Genomic DNA, 16,449 nt, shown 5'->3' with positions numbered 1-16,449 from the left:
GGGGAGGGGAATAAAAAATGTCACGTCAGCACCCACAACTACCGGTCAGTTCACCGCGTCTGCTCACTTGCGCCATTGGCGTGGCAATCACGGCCGGCTCTGCGGGCCACATGGCTTTCGCCGCCGAAAAAACCGACGAGAAAGCGCCGAGCAACACCATTTCCCTTGGCGCTACCGCGATCACCGGCGAAGCCCAGGACGAGACCTCCTACAACGTCGAGAAAGCCTCCTCGCCCAAGTACACCGCGCCTCTGGTAGACACTCCGCGCTCGATCACCGTCATCCCGCAGCAGGTCCTCAAGGACACCGGCGCCCTGAACATGCAGGACGCACTGCGCACCGTTCCAGGCATCACGTTCGGTGCTGGCGAAGGCGGCAACCCACAGGGCGACCGTCCTTTCATCCGTGGCTTCGATGCCCAGGGGGACACCTACCTGGACGGCGTGCGCGATACCGGTTCGCAGAGCCGCGAAATCTTCGCCGTTGAATCGATCGAAGTGAGCAAGGGCCCGAACTCGGCCATTGGCGGTCGCGGCGCTGCCGGCGGCAGCATCAACCTGGTGAGCAAGAAAGCGCACCTGGGCGACTCGTTCGACGGTGGTTTTACCTGGGGTTCAGACCAGACCCAGCGCTACACCATGGACGGCAACTACCAGTTCTCCGACACCGCTGCCGGTCGTCTGAACCTGATGAGCCACGAAAGCAACGTCGCCGGCCGTGAAAGCGTCGATTACGATCGCTGGGGCGTCGCGCCATCGCTGGCCTTTGGCCTGGGCACCGACACCCGCGTCAACCTTGACTACTACCACCTGGAAAGCAACGACACGCCGGACTCGGGTATTCCCTACACCATCCCGGCCGGTGGCTCCGCTGCCCGTACCAAGTCCAATCCGGACAAGCCTTACGCCGGCGGCGACAGCAGCAACTTCTACGGCCTGACCGATCGTGACTTCCGCAAAGGCCGTACCGACACCGCGACCATCGCCGTCGAGCACGACCTGAACGACGCACTGACCGTCAAGAACACCCTGCGCCACGGCAGCAGCATGCAGGACTACATCCTGACCCAGCCGGACGACAGCAAGGGCAACGTCAACAACGGCACCGTCTGGCGTCGGGCCAACACCCGTGTCAGCAACACCGATACCACCACCAACCAGACCGACCTGTTCGGTGATGTCTACATCGCCGGCTTCAAGAACAGCTTCGCCACCGGTATCGAGTTGAGCCGCGAGGAAAGCAAGAAGTCCTCGTACACCGTCAACACCGACACCACGCCGGGGACACCCGCAGCCACCACCACTTGCAACCCGGCAATCATCGGCGCACCAAGTGGCTACAACTGCACCTCGCTGGCGAACCCGAACCCGAACGATCCATGGAACGGTTCGATCAGCCGCAACTACGCCGGCACCGACACCACGGGTAAAACCTACGCGCTTTACGTGTTCGACACCCTGACGTTGTCCGATCAGTGGCTGGTGAACATGGGCCTGCGCTACGACCATTTCGACACCGACTACAAGACCTACAACGCCGCCGGCACCACGACTTCCAAGGGCGATGACGTCAGCGAGTTCGTTACCGGTCAGTTCGGTGTGGTCTACAAACCCGCGGAAAACGGCAGCATCTATGCGTCCTACGCAACGTCCGCGACGCCTCCGGGCTCCACGCTTGGCGAAGGTCAGGACGGCAACCCGCTGGGCGGCACTCCGGATCGTAACGGCAACCTGCTGAGCAGCGACATGGAGCCGGAAACCACCAAGAACTACGAAATCGGTACCAAGTGGGATCTGCTGAACGATCGTCTGTCCTTGACCGCGGATATCTTCCGCACCGAGAAAGACAACGCCCGTGTGCAGGTCGATACCACCTCGTACGAAAACGCCGGCAAGACCCGCGTGCAGGGTGTCGAGCTGTCGGCCACCGGCAAGCTCACCGACAAATGGCAAGTCTTCGCCGGTTACGCCTACATGGACAGCGAGCAGGTTGACGGTGGTCCGCTGGGTGCGGCCAACGATGGCAACGAACTGCCTAACACCCCGAAAAACAGCGCCAGCCTGTGGACGACCTACCAGGTCACGCCGAAGCTGACCATCGGTGGCGGTGCGTTCTATGTCGACGACGTGTTCGGCAGCGTGGCCAACACCACCATGGTCAACGACTATGTGCGTTACGACGCGATGGCCGCCTACAAGCTGACCAAGAACATCGACCTGCAACTGAACGTGCAGAACCTGACCGACGTCACCTACTACGACAAGGCGTTCTCCACCCACTTCGCCAACCAGGCGGCGGGCCGGACTGCGTTGCTGAGCACCAACTTCCACTTCTGATGACTCAAACCTGTAGGCGCTGCCTTTTAAAAGATCGCAGCCTCGTTGCACTCGACAGCTCCTACAGGGCAATGCGTACTCACCTGTAGGAGCTGCCGCAGGCTGCGATCTTTTGATTTTGTTTTTCAAGATCAAAGGATCGCAGCCTTCGACAGCTCACAGGGGGCCAGCCCCGTTCATCCAGGTGAACGGGGCTTTTGTGTGCAAAGGGAATGTTTCTCGACAACCCACGGCATAATGCGCGCCGTGATGATTACTTTTGAACGAACAAGGCGAGCGACGTGTTGAAGAAAACCCTGTTCCAGTTGCACTGGTTTTTTGGCATCACTGCCGGACTGGTCCTGGCCCTGATGGGCATCACCGGTGCGACGGTCTCGTTTCAGGATGAGATCCTGTCCGCGCTGAACCCTTCCGTGTTGCAAGTCCAGAAGCAAGTCGCTGGCGTGCTGCCACCCGCCGATCTGGTGGAAAAGATCGAAGCGACGACGGGCATGAAAGTCGCAATGCTCTCGGTGGGCATCGACAGCGACACTGCCGCCAAAGTGTTCTTCACTCCGCCAGCGGGCGAGCGGCGCGGCCCCATGCGCTACTTCGACCCCTACACCGGTGAACTGCTGGGCGACGCCACCGGCCAGGGCTTCTTCGGCCTGATGCTGCAACTGCACCGCTTCCTTGCCATGGGCGATACCGGTCGGCAGATCACCGGTGCCTGCACCCTGATCCTGGTGTTCTTCTGCCTGTCCGGCCTGTACCTGCGCTGGCCTCGCCAGTGGAAAAGCTGGCGCGCCTGGCTGACCCTCGACTGGAAGAAAAAAGGCCGCAGCTTCAACTGGGACCTGCACTCGATTGCCGGCACCTGGTGCCTGGTGTTTTACCTCCTGGCCGCGTTGACCGGGCTGTCCTGGTCCTACGAGTGGTACAACAAGGGCCTGACCCGATTGCTTTCCGATTCGCCGCAGAACGAACGTGTGCGCGGCGGACGCGGCCCTGGGCCAAGCGGTCCGGCGCCGACGGCCGATTATTCGGCGATGTGGAGCAGCATCTACAGCGCCGCCGGTCCCGACCTGAGCTTCTACAACACGCGCATGCCCCCCGTGGCCGGGCAACCGGCGACCGTTTTCTACCTGTTGAAAAACTCGCCCCACGACCGTGCGCTGAACCAGATAAGCCTCGACCCGGTGACCGGCGCGATCAAACGCCATGACCGCTACAGCGACAAGAGAGTCAAAGCGCAACTGCTGACCAGCATCTATGCGCTGCACGTGGGCAGCTACTTCGGCATCGTCGGACGCATCATCCTGACGCTCACGGCCTTGAGCATGCCGCTGTTCTTCATCACCGGCTGGCTGCTGTACCTGGATCGTCGGCGCAAGAAACGCCAGATCAAGGACGCCCGCAAAGGCCTGGCCCAACCCGCCGGCGACACCCCGGCATGGCTGATCGGTTTCGCCAGCCAGAGTGGCTTTGCCGAGCAACTGGCCTGGCAGACCGCCGGCCAGTTGCAGGCTGCTGGCCTGCCAGTCAACGTGCAGCCGTTGGCCACTGTCAGCGAGCAGGATCTGCAGGGCTCAAGCAATGCGCTGTTCGTGGTCAGTACCTTTGGCGACGGCGAGGCCCCGGACAGCGCCCGCGGTTTCGAACGCAAGGTGCTGGGCCGTGCGTTGAGCCTCGAGAGCCTGAACTACGCTGTGCTTGGGCTCGGCGACCGGCAGTATCAGCACTTCTGCGGGTTCGCCCACCGCCTGCACAACTGGCTGGGCGAGCACGGCGGCAAGACCTTGTTCGCACCGGTGGAAGTCGACAGTGGCGACCCCTATGCCTTGCGTCACTGGCAGCAGCAACTCGGCCAGCTGACCGGCCAGGCGCCGATCGACACCTGGCAGGCCCCGCGTTACGACAACTGGACCCTGACCCGTCGCGAGCTGCTCAACCCGGACAGCAGCGGTGCCCCGGTGTACCTGCTTGGCCTGGCCGCCCCCACCACCAGCAGTTGGCTGGCCGGTGACCTGGTGGAAGTGCTGCCACGCAATTGCCCTTGGGCCATCGAACACTTCCTCGACGGCCTGGGGATCGACGGCCGCGCCACGATTGAACTCGATGGCTTGGCGCAAACCCTGGAGCAGGCCCTCGCCGGTCGCCAACTGCCCGAGAACCGTACGCACCTGGTCGGCTTGCATGCCCAGGCGCTGGTGGATGCGCTGGTGCCGTTGGCGATGCGCGAGTACTCCATCGCCTCGATTGCCGCCGATGGTGTCCTGGAGCTGATCGTGCGCCAGGAGCTGCATGCCGATGGCAGCCTTGGCGTCGGTTCCGGCTGGCTGACCGAACACGCCCCCGTGGGCGGCAGCATCAGCCTGCGGGTGCGGCGCAACAGCGGCTTCCACCTGCCCAATGAACCGGTGCCGATGATCCTGCTGGGCAACGGCACCGGCCTCGCCGGCTTGCGCAGCCTGCTCAAGGCGCGCATCGCCGATGGCCAACAGCGTCACTGGCTGTTGTTCGGCGAGCGCAATCGTGAGCACGACTACCTGTGTCGCGATGAGCTGGAAGAGTGGTTGATTGCCGGCGATCTCGAGCGCCTGGACCTGGCGTTTTCCCGGGACCAGGCCGAGAAGATCTACGTGCAGGATCGCCTGCGCGAATCGGCCAATGAGCTGAAGAAATGGCTGGCGGACGGTGCGGTGATCTACATCTGCGGCAGCCTGCAGGGCATGGCCTCAGGCGTCGATCAAGTGCTCAACGATGTACTCGGCGCTGCCGAGGTCGAGCGCCTGATCGAACAGGGCCGCTACCGCCGCGACGTCTACTGACCCGCACGCCCTTGTAGGAGCTGCCGCAGGCTGCGATCTTTTGATTTTTTTTCAACATCAAAAGATCGCAGCCTGCGGCAGCTCCTACAGGAGGATGGGATTGGTGTTGTTACAGAGGTTGCAACTTCTGCTCGAACACCCCCACCCCCTCCAGATCCCGCAACACCACACTCAACTCCCCGCTCTGCCCGTCGATGTTCACCTCGCCAAAAAACTGGAATCCGCCAAACGGCGACATGTTGTGCACCGGTGGCGCTTTCTCGAACACCACTTCAGGACCGAAGGTTCTGTCCAGCGTGTCCGGGCCGAAGCTCCCCGCATTCAGCGGCCCCGCGACAAACTCCCAGAACGGTTCGAAGTCCTGGAACGCGGCACGGTCAGGGTGATAGTGATGCGCCGCGCAATAGTGCACCTCCGCCGTCAGCCAGACAAAATTGCGCACCTGCTGCGCCCGCAGAAAACCCAGCAGCTCGGCGATTTCCAGCTCCCGCCCCTGAGCCGGTCCGGGGTCACCGTTGGCCACCGCTTCCCAGCGCGTCACGCCGGGGCTGACCTTGCCATCCGGTGCGCCGAGGCCAATCGACATGTCGGCGGCGATGACTTTCCATTGGGCCTTGGACGCTTTCAACGAAGCCTTCAGCCAGTCCAGTTGCTCGCGCCCAAGAAACGGTTTGGCATCGCCCAGGTTGGCGTCATTGGCCCCGCGATAACTGCGCATGTCGAGCACGAACACATCGAGCAACGGCCCGTAATCGATTTGACGGTAAATCCGTTTGCCACCCTCGGCGCTCTGCCAGCGCATCGGTGCATATTCGAGCCAGGCCTGACGTCCACGACTGACCAGGCTGTGGATATCTTTGTTGGCGTAGCGCACACCCAGTGCTGTGCCCGGAGACCAGTTGTTCACCACTTCGTGGTCATCCCATTGCCAGATCTGCGGGACTTCGGCGTTGAAGCGGCGGATGTTTTCGTCCATCAGGTTGTAGCGGTAATTGCCACGGAAATCGTCGAGGCTTTTGGCGACCCTGCTCTTCGCCTCGCTGGTAATGTTGCGCCACACCCGGCCGCCCTCGGTGAGGAGCTGCGCCGGTATCGGGCCGTCAGCATAGATGGTGTCGCCGCTGTGGATAAAAAAGTCCGGCAGGCGCAGGCGCATCGCTTCGTAGATGCGCATGCCGCCGATGTCTGGATTGATACCGTAGCCCTGGCCAGCAGTGTCGCCGCTCCAGACGAAACGAATGTCGCGCCGGGTCTGGGGCACGCTGCGCAGGTGGCCGAACCACGGCTCGCTGGCGACGCCGCTCTGGGCGTCTTCGAATTGCACACGGTAGAAAATCGCTTGGTCGGCGGGCAGGCCGGTGAGATCGACCCGCGCCGTGAAGTCGCTGCGGGCGTCTGTCAGCGCCGAGACGAAGCGCCGGGGGTTGGGAAAAAGACTGCGGGTGTCCCACTCCACCACCATGCGTGCGGGGCGATCGCAGCGGCTCCAGACGATCGCTTTATCGCCCTGCAAGTCGCCGGACTGCACGCCATCGGTGAGTTGCGGACGATCCTTGACCGAAGCGATCACCGCCGGTGCCAGGCTCGGCATCAACAAACCGGCACCGAGCGCCTGGATGACACGCCGCCGACCGGAGTCGAATTCGCTCATGGTGTTCTCCCGGAAAAAAGATCGCAGCCTTCGGCAGCTCCTACAGGGGAATGCATTCCAATGTAGGAGCTGCCGAAGGCTGCGATCTTTTGATCTATGCCTTGACGGGCTCCAACGCCAACTCCACCCCCTCCGGCCGCTTGACCAGCGCATACACCACCGCCGTCAACAAACTCCCGGCAACAATCGCCAGCAGATACAGCAGCGCATGGTTGATCGCATTCGGAATCGCCAACACGAACAACCCGCCATGGGGCGCCATCAGCTTGCAGCCGAAGTACATCGACAACGCACCGGTCAGCGCACCGCCGGCAATGCTCGCCGGGATCACCCGCAGCGGGTCCTTCGCGGCAAACGGAATTGCGCCTTCGGAGATGAAGCACAGCCCCAGCACCAGCGCCGCCTTACCTGCCTCGCGTTCAGTCTGGGCGAACTTGCGCCGGGCGATGAACGTGGCGATGCCCAGGCCGATCGGCGGCACCATGCCGGCGGCCATTGTCGCCGCCATCGGTGCATAACTCGACGACGCCAGCAACCCGACCGAAAACGCATAGGCAGCCTTGTTGATCGGCCCGCCGAGGTCGACGCACATCATGCCGCCCAGCAACACGCCGAGCAGAATCGCGTTGGTGGTGCCCATGCTGTCGAGGAAGTGCGTAAGCCCGGCGAGCATGCCCGCCACCGGTTTTCCGACCACGTAGATCATCACCAGGCCGGTGAACAGGCTCGCCAGCAACGGGATGATCAGGATCGGTTTCAGTGCCTCAAGACTCTGCGGCAACCGTGCATAACGATTGATCGCCTGCGCCGCGTAACCGGCGATAAAACCGGCGATGATCCCGCCGATGAACCCGGCGCCCAGGGTACTCGCCAGCAACCCGCCAATCATCCCCGGCGCCAGGCCCGGACGGTCGGCAATCGAGTAGGCGATATAACCCGCCAACAACGGCACCATCAGCTTGAACGCAGTCTCGCCGCCGATCTGCATCAGCGCCGCCGCCAGCGTCCCCTCTTCCTTGAACGCGGTAATGCCGAACACGAACGACAAGGCGATCATCAAGCCGCCCGCCACCACCATCGGCAACATGAACGACACGCCGGTCAGCAGGTGTTTGTAGACGCCGGTCTTCTCTTGCCTGGCTGGCCCCTTGGCACCGGTCGAGGCGGTTTCCTGCTTGCCTTCGGCCAGCGCTTTATTCAGCGTTGCCTCAGCCTGCTTGAGAGCAATGCCGGTGCCGCAACGGTAAATCTTCTTGCCGGCAAAACGCTCGGTGGCGACTTCGATGTCCGCCGCCAGCAGTACCACATCGGCGTCGGCAATCGCGTCGCTGCTCAGCGGGTTGCGTGCGCCGACCGAGCCCTGGGTTTCCACCTGCAAGTCATAGCCCAGGCGCTTGGCCGCTTGCTGCAAGGCTTCGGCCGCCATGAAGGTGTGGGCGACACCGGTCGGACAGGCCGTCACGGCAACCAGTCGCGGCGCGTTCTTGACCACGGCCACCGGCTCGACCACGGCTTGAGGTGCGACATACACCTGAGCCTCTTCAGCGCCACGACGCAGCACCGCTTCGACATCTTGCAGCGCCTGGGCCGGGGTGCTCTGGAACAAGCGCTTGCCGACGAAGCGCGACATATCCACAGGCGCGCTGGTCACCAGCAACACCCATTCGGCCGCGTCGATCGTGGCCGCCGACAATTGCCGTTCGGGGTGCGCCGCATCGCTGATCTCGACACTGGTGCTCCAGCCCTGACGCTGGGCCGCCGCATCGAGCAAGCGGGCACACAGCACACTGGTGACCATGCCGTTCGGGCAGGCAGTAACAATGGCTAACTTCATGACCAACCCTCTTATTGTTCTGTCAGGGGGCGCACGCGCACACCCTGTTCGAGCTGCGCCAGTTGCGCCGCATCGCTGATACCGAAACCGATCTGGGTGACCGCCATCGCGGCGATCGCCGTGGCTGTGCGCAACGTCTGCTCCGGCGTGTCGGCGCTGACCAGGCCATGCAGCATGCCGGCCAGCAGCGAATCACCCGCTCCGACCGTGCTGGCGACACTGACTTTGGGGGGCGTGGCGTGCAACGCCGATCCGACACTGAACCAGTTCACGCCTTCAGCGCCGTGGGAGATCACCACATGTTCAATGCCTTGGCCGTGCAGACGGCTGGCGGCTTGCGCCTGGGCCATCACCGACACCACCTCGCCACCGAGCACTTCAGCCAGCTCCTCGGCATTGGGCTTGATCAACCATGGACCGGCCTTGAGCGCGGCACGCAAGGCCGGCCCACTGGTGTCGAGGGCCACCTTCAGGCCCAGGCCTTTCAAGCGCACGATCAACGCCTGCAACCACTGCGGGCTGATGCCCTGGGGCAGGCTGCCGGCCACCACGACCGCGTCATGCCCAGGTGCAATCCGCTCGAGTCGCTCGAGCAAGGCCTGCTGCGCCTCAGCACTGACCAGCGGTCCCGGCCCATTGAGGTCGGTGATGCGCCCATCGCTTTCCGCCAGTTTGATATTGCTGCGTGTCTCACCGGGAACCCGGATAAAGGCATCGACAAAACCGCGTTTGGCGAACAGGGTTTCAAACGCCTGCGGATTGTCTTCGCCGAGGAAGCCGCTGACCGTCAGTTGATGCCCCAGGTCTGCCAGCACTTGCGCCACGTTCACCCCTTTGCCGGCGGCGTGGGTGTGCATGGCGTCGCTGCGGTTGACCTGACCGGCCTCCAGGCGCGACAACTCGACCGTAAGGTCTAGCGCAGGGTTCAGGGTCAGGGTCAGAATCTTGGCCATTACAGGGCCTCCACTAATTCACGTACTTCATTGGCGCTGCCCACGAGCAGGGCTTGTTGGGCCAGCGTGCGGGCCTGGGCGAGACTGAGCTCGCGAATTCGCGCCTTGACCTCGGCAATGCTGCGCCCGCCGACACTGAGCTCATCCACACCCAGGCCGACCAGCACCGGCACCGCCAGCGGATCGGCCGCCAGCTCGCCGCACACGCCCACCCACTTGCCATGGGCATGGGCCGCGCGCACGGTGATGTCGATCAGTTGCAGCACCGCCGGATGCAAGCCATCCGCCTGGGCCGACAAGGTCGGATGGCCACGGTCGATGGCCAGGGTGTATTGCGTCAGGTCATTGGTGCCGACGCTGAAAAAATCGACTTCCCTGGCCAGCACCGGCGCCAGCAAGGCGGCCGATGGCACTTCGATCATGATCCCCAATTGCAGGTCCGCCACCGGTATTTCCAGGCGCAGGCGCTCGGTCATGTCCCGGGCCTGGCGCCACTCGTCGACGCTGCCGACCATCGGGAACATGATCCGCAGCGGACGGTTGTCGGCGGCGCGCAGCAAGGCGCGCAACTGCGCTTCCATGATCTGCGGCCGTTGCAGGGTCAAGCGAATGCCGCGCACGCCGAGGAACGGGTTTTCTTCCTTGGCGATCGGCCAATACGGCAGCGGTTTATCGCCGCCCACATCCAGAGTGCGCACCACCAGCGGCCGACCGGCCAGGCCATCGAGCACGCGGCGGTATTCGGCTTCCTGGGTCGCCTCGTCCGGCGCTTGCGGGTGGGCCATGAAAATCAGCTCGGTGCGCAGCAGACCGATGCCTTCGGCGCCCTGCTCCACCGCGCTGGTGACGCCGGCGCTTTCGCCGATGTTGGCGAACACTTCGACGGCGTGACCGTCGGTGGTCAACGCCGGTTGATGGCGTTGCTCGGCGGCGGCTTTCAGGCGTTGTTCGCGGGTGTCGCGCTCTACGGTGGCGCGTTGCAACGTGGCGGCATCAGCGTCTACATGCAGGCGACCGCGCTGGCCATCGATCAACAACGGCGTACCCGGCGCCAGCAGCAACACCGCGGCACCGGCGCCGACCAGCGCTGGAATCCCCAGGGCCCGTGCCACAATCGCGCTGTGGGCGGTGGCGCCACCCCGGGCGGTGAGAATGCCGGCGACCCGGGTCGGATCAAGCCGCGCCACGTCGGACGGACCGACTTCGTCCATCACCAGAATGTACGGTTGTTCAGGTTCACTCAGGGTTTCGACACCACTGAGTTGCGCCAGCACCCGTCGACCGATATCACGCAGGTCGGCGGCGCGCTCGGCGAGCAGGGCGTCCTGCAAGGATTCCTGTTGCCGGGCGGCGGCTTCGATCACCGACATCCACGCCGCTTCCGCGCTTTCGCCCTGCTTGAGACGGGTGTCGACTTCATCGGTCAATTCCGGATCGTCGAGCATTTCCTGGTGGGTGATGAAAATCTCGCGGATAGCCTTGGCCTTGCTGCGCTCGATCAAGCCGCCGATGTCCTGGCGAACGTGCGCCAACGCTTGCTTGAGACGCTCACGCTCGATGCCGGCGGATTCTCCGCGCAGCGGGTAATCGATGGTTTGCAGCACCTGGATATGCGCCGGGCCGATGGCGATTCCCGGGGCGGCCGCGATGGCCTGCACCAGACTGCCGGACGCCGGGGCGAGCAGCACCTGGGCCACCTCGACAATCTCTTCACGCGGCTGACTCATCGGTGGCAGCGGCTCGACTTCTTCACCAAGGCCTTCTTCGATGGCGGCCAACAAGGCGGGCAAGGCGTCGGCAGCAATGCCTGGCTCGGCGATGATTTCCAGCACCTGGCCACGACGGGCGCCGAGGCTGAGCAGTTTGCTCAGGCTCTTGACCGACACCGCGCTGTCCTGGCCATCGACGATGCGGACACGAATCTCACCCTCAAAACTCTTCGCCAGTTGCGCGAGGATTTTCGCCGGACGGGCATGCAGGCCGTGGGCGTTGGCCAGCGTTATGCGCGCGCTCGGCCAATCGGCTGGCAGCTCACCACCCAGCACTTCCAGCACGGCGCGGCAACTGGTGGCGCGGCCTAACTCATGGCCGCGACCTTCTATCAGCAACGCACACAGCCGTTCGAGCAACGCTTGATGGGCCTCGCCAAGACTGGCCAGACAAAATAAACCGTTCAGCGGTTGGCCGAGGTAACGCAGCGGTTTGTCCGGGGTGACGAACGCCAGGCCCGGGCGCTTGACCGTTTGCTCACTGTGCAGCCACCACAGGCCATCGCCCAGCGGCAGCGCTTCAACCTGCTGCAACACGGCGGAGAAACCGTTGCTGACGCAGTCGGCCTGACGCAGCAAACGCGCGCCGCGCCAGACCAACTCCTCGAAATCTTCGGCGGCAACGCCCAGGCCGATCATCTGCGCATCCAGCGCCAGCTCCTGCGGCGCCCCTTGCAGCAATTTCAGCAGGGCCTCGGCGGAACCGGCGCGGCGCAAGGCCTGGCCCAGATCAGTTTCACCGAGGGCACGGGTCAGCAGTTGCAACAGGCGCAGGTGTTCGTCGGACTTGGCGGCAATACCAATCGCCAGGTAGACAATCTGTCCGTCGCCCCAGTCCACGCCGTCGGGGAATTGCATCAGGCGTACGCCTGTGGAAAACACCTGATCGCGGGTTTCGGGCGTACCGTGGGGGATGGCAATACCTTGACCGAGAAAGGTCGAGCCCTGGGCTTCGCGTGCCTGCAAGCCGGCGAGGTAGCCCTCGTCAACCAGGCCATCGGCAACCAGGTGCCGGGCCAGCAGTTGCAGCGCGGCGGACTTATCCACAGCCGACTGGCCCATGGATATCTGCTCTATGGTGAGCTCGAGCATGCTTTCTCCTGTTGGCACCCTTGGGGCGCCAGGTATTGTTTTTGAATGATTCAGCTTAGGCCTTTGTCTTTAAACAATCTTTGGTGGTTTCGCGGCAGAACCGGCCAAAGCAGCCATTAATGTAGAAAATACGCTTGCTGAATCGTTTAATCTAGAGTGATTGGCACGTTACTCGATAATGTTGCATCGTTGAAGCCCAACTTGTCGGATGCGTTGTGACAAAGGTCGCCTGCCTGAATCGGGTAGGATTGGTGAAAATGTCGAGGCAACCTCGAGAAAACAAGGAATAGCGGGTTGAAACTCAGTGATATAGCCCAGCTGGCCGGTGTGTCTGTCACCACCGCCAGCTACGTCATCAATGGCAAGGCCGAACAGCAACGCATCAGCAGCGCTACCGTCGAGCGCGTGCGCGCGGTGGTCGAAGAACATGGCTTCACGCCTAATCCCCAGGCGGCCGGCCTGCGCAGTCGCCACACCCGAACCTTGGGCTTCATTCTGCCGGACCTGGAAAACCCCAGTTACGCGCGGATCGCCAAGCTCCTGGAACAAGGTGCCCGGGCGCGTGGCTATCAGCTGTTGATCGCCAGCTCCGACGATGCACCCGACAGTGAACGGCAACTGCTGCAACTGTTCCGCGCCCGTCGCTGTGATGCCCTGATTGTCGCCAGTTGCCTGCCGCCGGGCGACGACAGCTATCGCCTGCTGCAAACCAAAGGCATTCCGATCATCGCCATCGACCGGGTCATGGAGCCCGAGTATTTCTGCTCGGTGATCAGCGACGACCGCGAGGCCAGCCTGCATCTGACCCGGAGCCTGCTTGATCCGCTGCCCAAACAGATCGCCTTGATCGGTGCCCGCCCCGAGTTGAGCATCAGCCAGGAACGGGCCGCCGGCTTCAAGGAGGCCTTGATCGGGTACGACGGCGAGGTCCTGATCGAACACGGTGATTCGTTCAGCCGTGAATGCGGCAAACAGTTGATGGAAGAATTGCTCCAGCGCGTAGGGCATTTGCCAGAAGCCCTGGTGACCACGTCCTATGTCCTGCTGCAGGGCGTGTTCGATGCATTGCACGACTTCCCGCTGAAAACCCGTCCGCTGCGCCTCGGCACATTTGGTGACACCCAGTTGCTTGATTTCCTGCCGCTGCCGGTGAATGCCATGGCGCAGCAACACCAATTGATTGCCGACAAGGCTCTCGCGCTCGCCCTGGCGGCCATCGAGCAATCCGATTACCAACCCGGTGTGCAGGCCATCGCGCGGACGTTCAAACAACGTATTCGCCAGGACTGAGCCATGGACCTGATCGACACCCACACTCACCTGGACTTCCCCGACTTCGACGCGGATCGTCAGGCGCTGATGGCCGAAAGCCGCGCACTCGGGGTGCGGCAGATGGTGGTGCTGGGGGTTTATCAGGGCAATTGGCAACGTGTCTGGGATCTGGTGCAAAGCGATGCCGACCTGCATGCGGCGTTCGGTTTGCACCCGGTGTATCTCGAGGATCATCGCCCAGAGCACCTCACCGAACTGGGCGACTGGCTAACGCGCTTGGCCGGCCATCGCCAGCTGTGTGCGGTGGGCGAGATCGGCCTGGACTACTTCATCGAAACCCTGGATCGCGAACGTCAGCAAGCGCTGTTCGACGCGCAACTGCAACTGGCGGTGGATTTCCACCTGCCCGCGCTGATTCATGTGCGCCGCAGTCATGCGGCCGTGATTGCCACGCTTAAACGCTTCAAATTGAAACGCGCCGGGATCATTCATGCCTTCGCCGGCAGCCAGGAAGAAGCCCGCGAATACATCAAGCTCGGTTTCAAGCTCGGTCTCGGAGGCGCGGCGACCTGGCCCCAGGCACTGCGCATGCACCGGGTGCTCGCGCGGTTGCCACTGGAATCGGTGGTGCTGGAAACCGACTCGCCGGACATGGCACCCGCGATGTTCCCCGGCCAGCGCAACAGCCCGGCGCACTTGCCGGCGATCTGCACGGCGCTGGCGCAAATCATGTCGCTCGCCCCCGAACAACTGGCCGCCGCCAGCACCGCCAATGCCAGTGAATTGTTCAACTGGTAATCAGTCGACGTGGGCCTTGGCAGCCTCGAGAATCAGCGTCATGTGCTGACGTTGACGGGCAAATCGAAGGGCAACGAAGTAGACGAAAATCGCGCCCAGCGAAAAATTCAGCTGTTCCACGACGCTGAATATACCGATCCATTCCAGTACCAGCACCACCAGCAATGTGGTGCAAATCGTGACCAACAGGCTTGCCTTCAACATGGCTATCGAGTCCAGGGACTTGAAGCGCCTGATCTGTTTCGGGTCGCACAGTTGCAGGGTTTCTGGCAGTGCGAACAGGTGAATGCTTCGTTGATTGCAATGGCATTGAGTTGCCAGGGTTTAAGCAACAGCGTGCGCTGGCAATGTGCACAGCGACCCTGGATTCCAAGTGTTGCAACAGCCATAACCGTGCCTCCTCCAAGCGGTCAGTGAAGTGGATACTCCTTCATTGAAGCCGAAAAACCAGAGCCCGGAGGAAAACAGGAGGTTTCCTCCAGGCATTGGGAAGAGGTACTACAGAGCTTTCAGACCCGGAACGCGCTGATCAGCTGTTTGAGCTCCACCACCTGCGCCGAAAGCGCTCGACTGGCATCCTCGGTCTGGTGCGCACCTTCGGCCGTGCGTTCTCCGGCACGGTTGATCTCGACGATGTTCTGGTCAATGTCATGGGCGACTGCGGTCTGCTGTTCCACAGCCGCGGCGATCTGCTGGTTCTGGTCGACGATCATGCCGACCGCCCCAAGGATATTTTCCAGGGCCTGCTGGACCTTTTCCGACTGCCCCACCGTGCCGCTGGCCATCTCATGGCTGACGCCCATCGCCTTGACCGCGGCCCCGACACCGCCGTGCAGCTTGGCGATCATCTGTTCGATCTCTTCGGTCGATTGCTGGGTGCGCTTGGCCAGCGTGCGGACTTCATCCGCCACCACCGCAAACCCGCGACCCTGCTCACCCGCCCTGGCAGCCTCGATGGCGGCATTGAGCGCCAGCAGGTTGGTCTGTTCGGCGATGCTCTTTATCACCTCCAGCACACGGCTGATGGACTGACTGTCGCTGGCCAACTGGTTGATCACCTGCACCGATTGGTCGATTTCGCTGGCCAGTGCCGCGATGCTGCCCTGCTGCGACTGCACCAGCCCACGACCGCTCACCGTTTCGTCGTTGACACTGTGGGCGCTGCTGACGGCGGCGGCCGCGCTGCGCGCCACCTCCAGGGAGGTGGCCGACATCTGGTTCATCGCCGTGGCGACCTGCTCGATCTGCGAGCGCTGCCCGGCCACGGCCTGGTTGCTTTGCGCCGAGACACTCTCGACTTGCCCGGCCTGGCGCTCGACTTCGCCGACGGTCTGCCCGACACGCTCGATCAAGTCATGGATTTTTTTCACGGTACCGTTGAACACCTCGCCCAACTCACCCAGTTCATCACGGCTGTGGGCATTGAAGGTGACCGTCATGTCGCCAGCCGCCACCTTGTCCATGACCGCGCCAAGGCGCTTGAGGGTGGTGCGGGTGGAGGCGTAGAAGGCGCCGTAAAGATAAAAGATCAGTACGAACACCACCGACAGCGCAACGGCCTGCAGGATCATGTGCGTGCGGTTCTGGTCCAGGCGCTGTTGCAACTGGGTACCGAGAAATTTCAAGGTGGCTTCATTGAGCTGGTAGGTCTGGCCCATCAGCGTCGAGACCTGATCGTAAAAGGCCAGCCACGGTGCATCGAGCGTGTCGGCCATCACCACTTGCTCTTCGAACAGTTCACTGGCCTTTTTCAACGAGGCCTTGCTGCTGTCAGCCGGGGTAGCCAGGGCTTCACGCGCGGCATTGCTGGAGCCCGTGGCGTCCTGCAGCTTCAGGCCATACTCGGCCTGGAGCTTTTCGATTTGCGCGAGCAATTCATCGAAACGCGTACTCGACGACGAATTTAGAAACCCCTGGCCCAGCGAAGCGGAGCC

At 62.8% G+C, this 16,449-nt stretch carries 9 protein-coding genes and 1 pseudogene; 4 read left to right on the top strand and 6 right to left on the bottom strand.

Going from position 1 to position 16,449, the window contains the following annotated elements; all coding sequences use genetic code 11:
- Positions 1-17 precede the first annotated feature (17 nt).
- Complete coding sequence (locus SOP95_RS00475; protein WP_323605504.1) at positions 18-2,336, top strand: TonB-dependent receptor; 2,319 nt, start codon at positions 18-20, stop codon at positions 2,334-2,336.
- A gap of 281 nt (positions 2,337-2,617) precedes the next feature.
- Positions 2,618-5,146 (top strand): sulfite reductase flavoprotein subunit alpha, encoded by a 2,529-nt coding sequence (locus SOP95_RS00470; RefSeq protein WP_323605502.1) that lies wholly within the window; start codon positions 2,618-2,620, stop codon positions 5,144-5,146.
- A 109-nt stretch (positions 5,147-5,255) separates the two neighbouring features.
- On the opposite strand, the gene SOP95_RS00465 is transcribed toward SOP95_RS00470, so the two are convergent.
- From SOP95_RS00465 to ptsP, 4 genes are all read right to left on the bottom strand, one after another.
- Positions 5,256-6,797, bottom strand: a complete 1,542-nt coding sequence (locus SOP95_RS00465) for an alkaline phosphatase D family protein (protein WP_323605501.1) — start codon at positions 6,795-6,797, stop codon at positions 5,256-5,258.
- A 94-nt stretch (positions 6,798-6,891) separates the two neighbouring features.
- A complete protein-coding gene (locus SOP95_RS00460) occupies positions 6,892-8,631 on the bottom strand; it encodes a PTS fructose-like transporter subunit IIB (protein ID WP_323605500.1) in 1,740 nt (579 codons plus the stop codon).
- An 11-nt stretch (positions 8,632-8,642) separates the two neighbouring features.
- Complete coding sequence (gene pfkB, locus SOP95_RS00455; RefSeq protein ID WP_323605499.1) at positions 8,643-9,584, bottom strand: 1-phosphofructokinase; 942 nt, start codon at positions 9,582-9,584, stop codon at positions 8,643-8,645.
- Positions 9,584-12,445 carry a phosphoenolpyruvate--protein phosphotransferase gene (gene ptsP, locus SOP95_RS00450; protein ID WP_323605498.1) on the bottom strand — a complete coding sequence of 954 codons (2,862 nt, stop codon included), beginning with the start codon at positions 12,443-12,445 and terminating at the stop codon, positions 9,584-9,586. Before ptsP ends, pfkB begins: the two co-directional genes overlap by 1 nt.
- A 294-nt stretch (positions 12,446-12,739) precedes the next feature.
- Here ptsP and cra point away from each other — a divergent pair, with 294 nt between their 5' ends.
- Both cra and SOP95_RS00440 read left to right on the top strand, forming a co-directional pair.
- Positions 12,740-13,735, top strand: a complete 996-nt coding sequence (gene cra / locus SOP95_RS00445) for a catabolite repressor/activator (protein WP_323605496.1) — start codon at positions 12,740-12,742, stop codon at positions 13,733-13,735.
- 3 nt (positions 13,736-13,738) lie between these two features.
- On the top strand, positions 13,739-14,515 hold the full coding sequence (locus SOP95_RS00440) for a TatD family hydrolase (RefSeq protein ID WP_323605495.1): 777 nt from the start codon (positions 13,739-13,741) through the stop codon (positions 14,513-14,515).
- On the opposite strand, the pseudogene SOP95_RS00435 reads toward SOP95_RS00440, so the two are convergent.
- A pseudogene (locus SOP95_RS00435) lies at positions 14,516-14,904 on the bottom strand (hypothetical protein).
- Between the two features lie 120 nt (positions 14,905-15,024).
- A complete protein-coding gene (locus SOP95_RS32080; RefSeq protein WP_408601058.1) occupies positions 15,025-15,729 on the bottom strand; it encodes a methyl-accepting chemotaxis protein in 705 nt (234 codons plus the stop codon).
- Between the last annotated feature and the right edge of the window lie 720 nt (positions 15,730-16,449).

The sequence above is a fragment of the Pseudomonas sp. YuFO8 genome, from assembly GCF_035065025.1.
In the GTDB taxonomy this organism is placed as follows: Bacteria; Pseudomonadota; Gammaproteobacteria; order Pseudomonadales; family Pseudomonadaceae; genus Aquipseudomonas; species Aquipseudomonas putida_AE.
Note: the sequence above shows the minus strand (reverse complement) of the source record. Positions and strands in the feature narration are given on the sequence as shown.

Bases quoted from the DNA above. Each gene is read 5' to 3' on its own strand.
- SOP95_RS00440 (WP_323605495.1), top strand. From the start codon at position 13,739: ATGGACCTGATCGACACCCACACTCACCTGGACTTCCCCGACTTCGAC.
- SOP95_RS00460 (WP_323605500.1), bottom strand. From the start codon at position 8,631: ATGAAGTTAGCCATTGTTACTGCCTGCCCGAACGGCATGGTCACCAGT.
- ptsP (WP_323605498.1), bottom strand. From the start codon at position 12,445: ATGCTCGAGCTCACCATAGAGCAGATATCCATGGGCCAGTCGGCTGTG.
- SOP95_RS00465 (WP_323605501.1), bottom strand. From the start codon at position 6,797: ATGAGCGAATTCGACTCCGGTCGGCGGCGTGTCATCCAGGCGCTCGGT.
- SOP95_RS32080 (WP_408601058.1), bottom strand. From the start codon at position 15,729: ATGTCGGCCACCTCCCTGGAGGTGGCGCGCAGCGCGGCCGCCGCCGTC.
- SOP95_RS00475 (WP_323605504.1), top strand. From the start codon at position 18: ATGTCACGTCAGCACCCACAACTACCGGTCAGTTCACCGCGTCTGCTC.
- pfkB (WP_323605499.1), bottom strand. From the start codon at position 9,584: ATGGCCAAGATTCTGACCCTGACCCTGAACCCTGCGCTAGACCTTACG.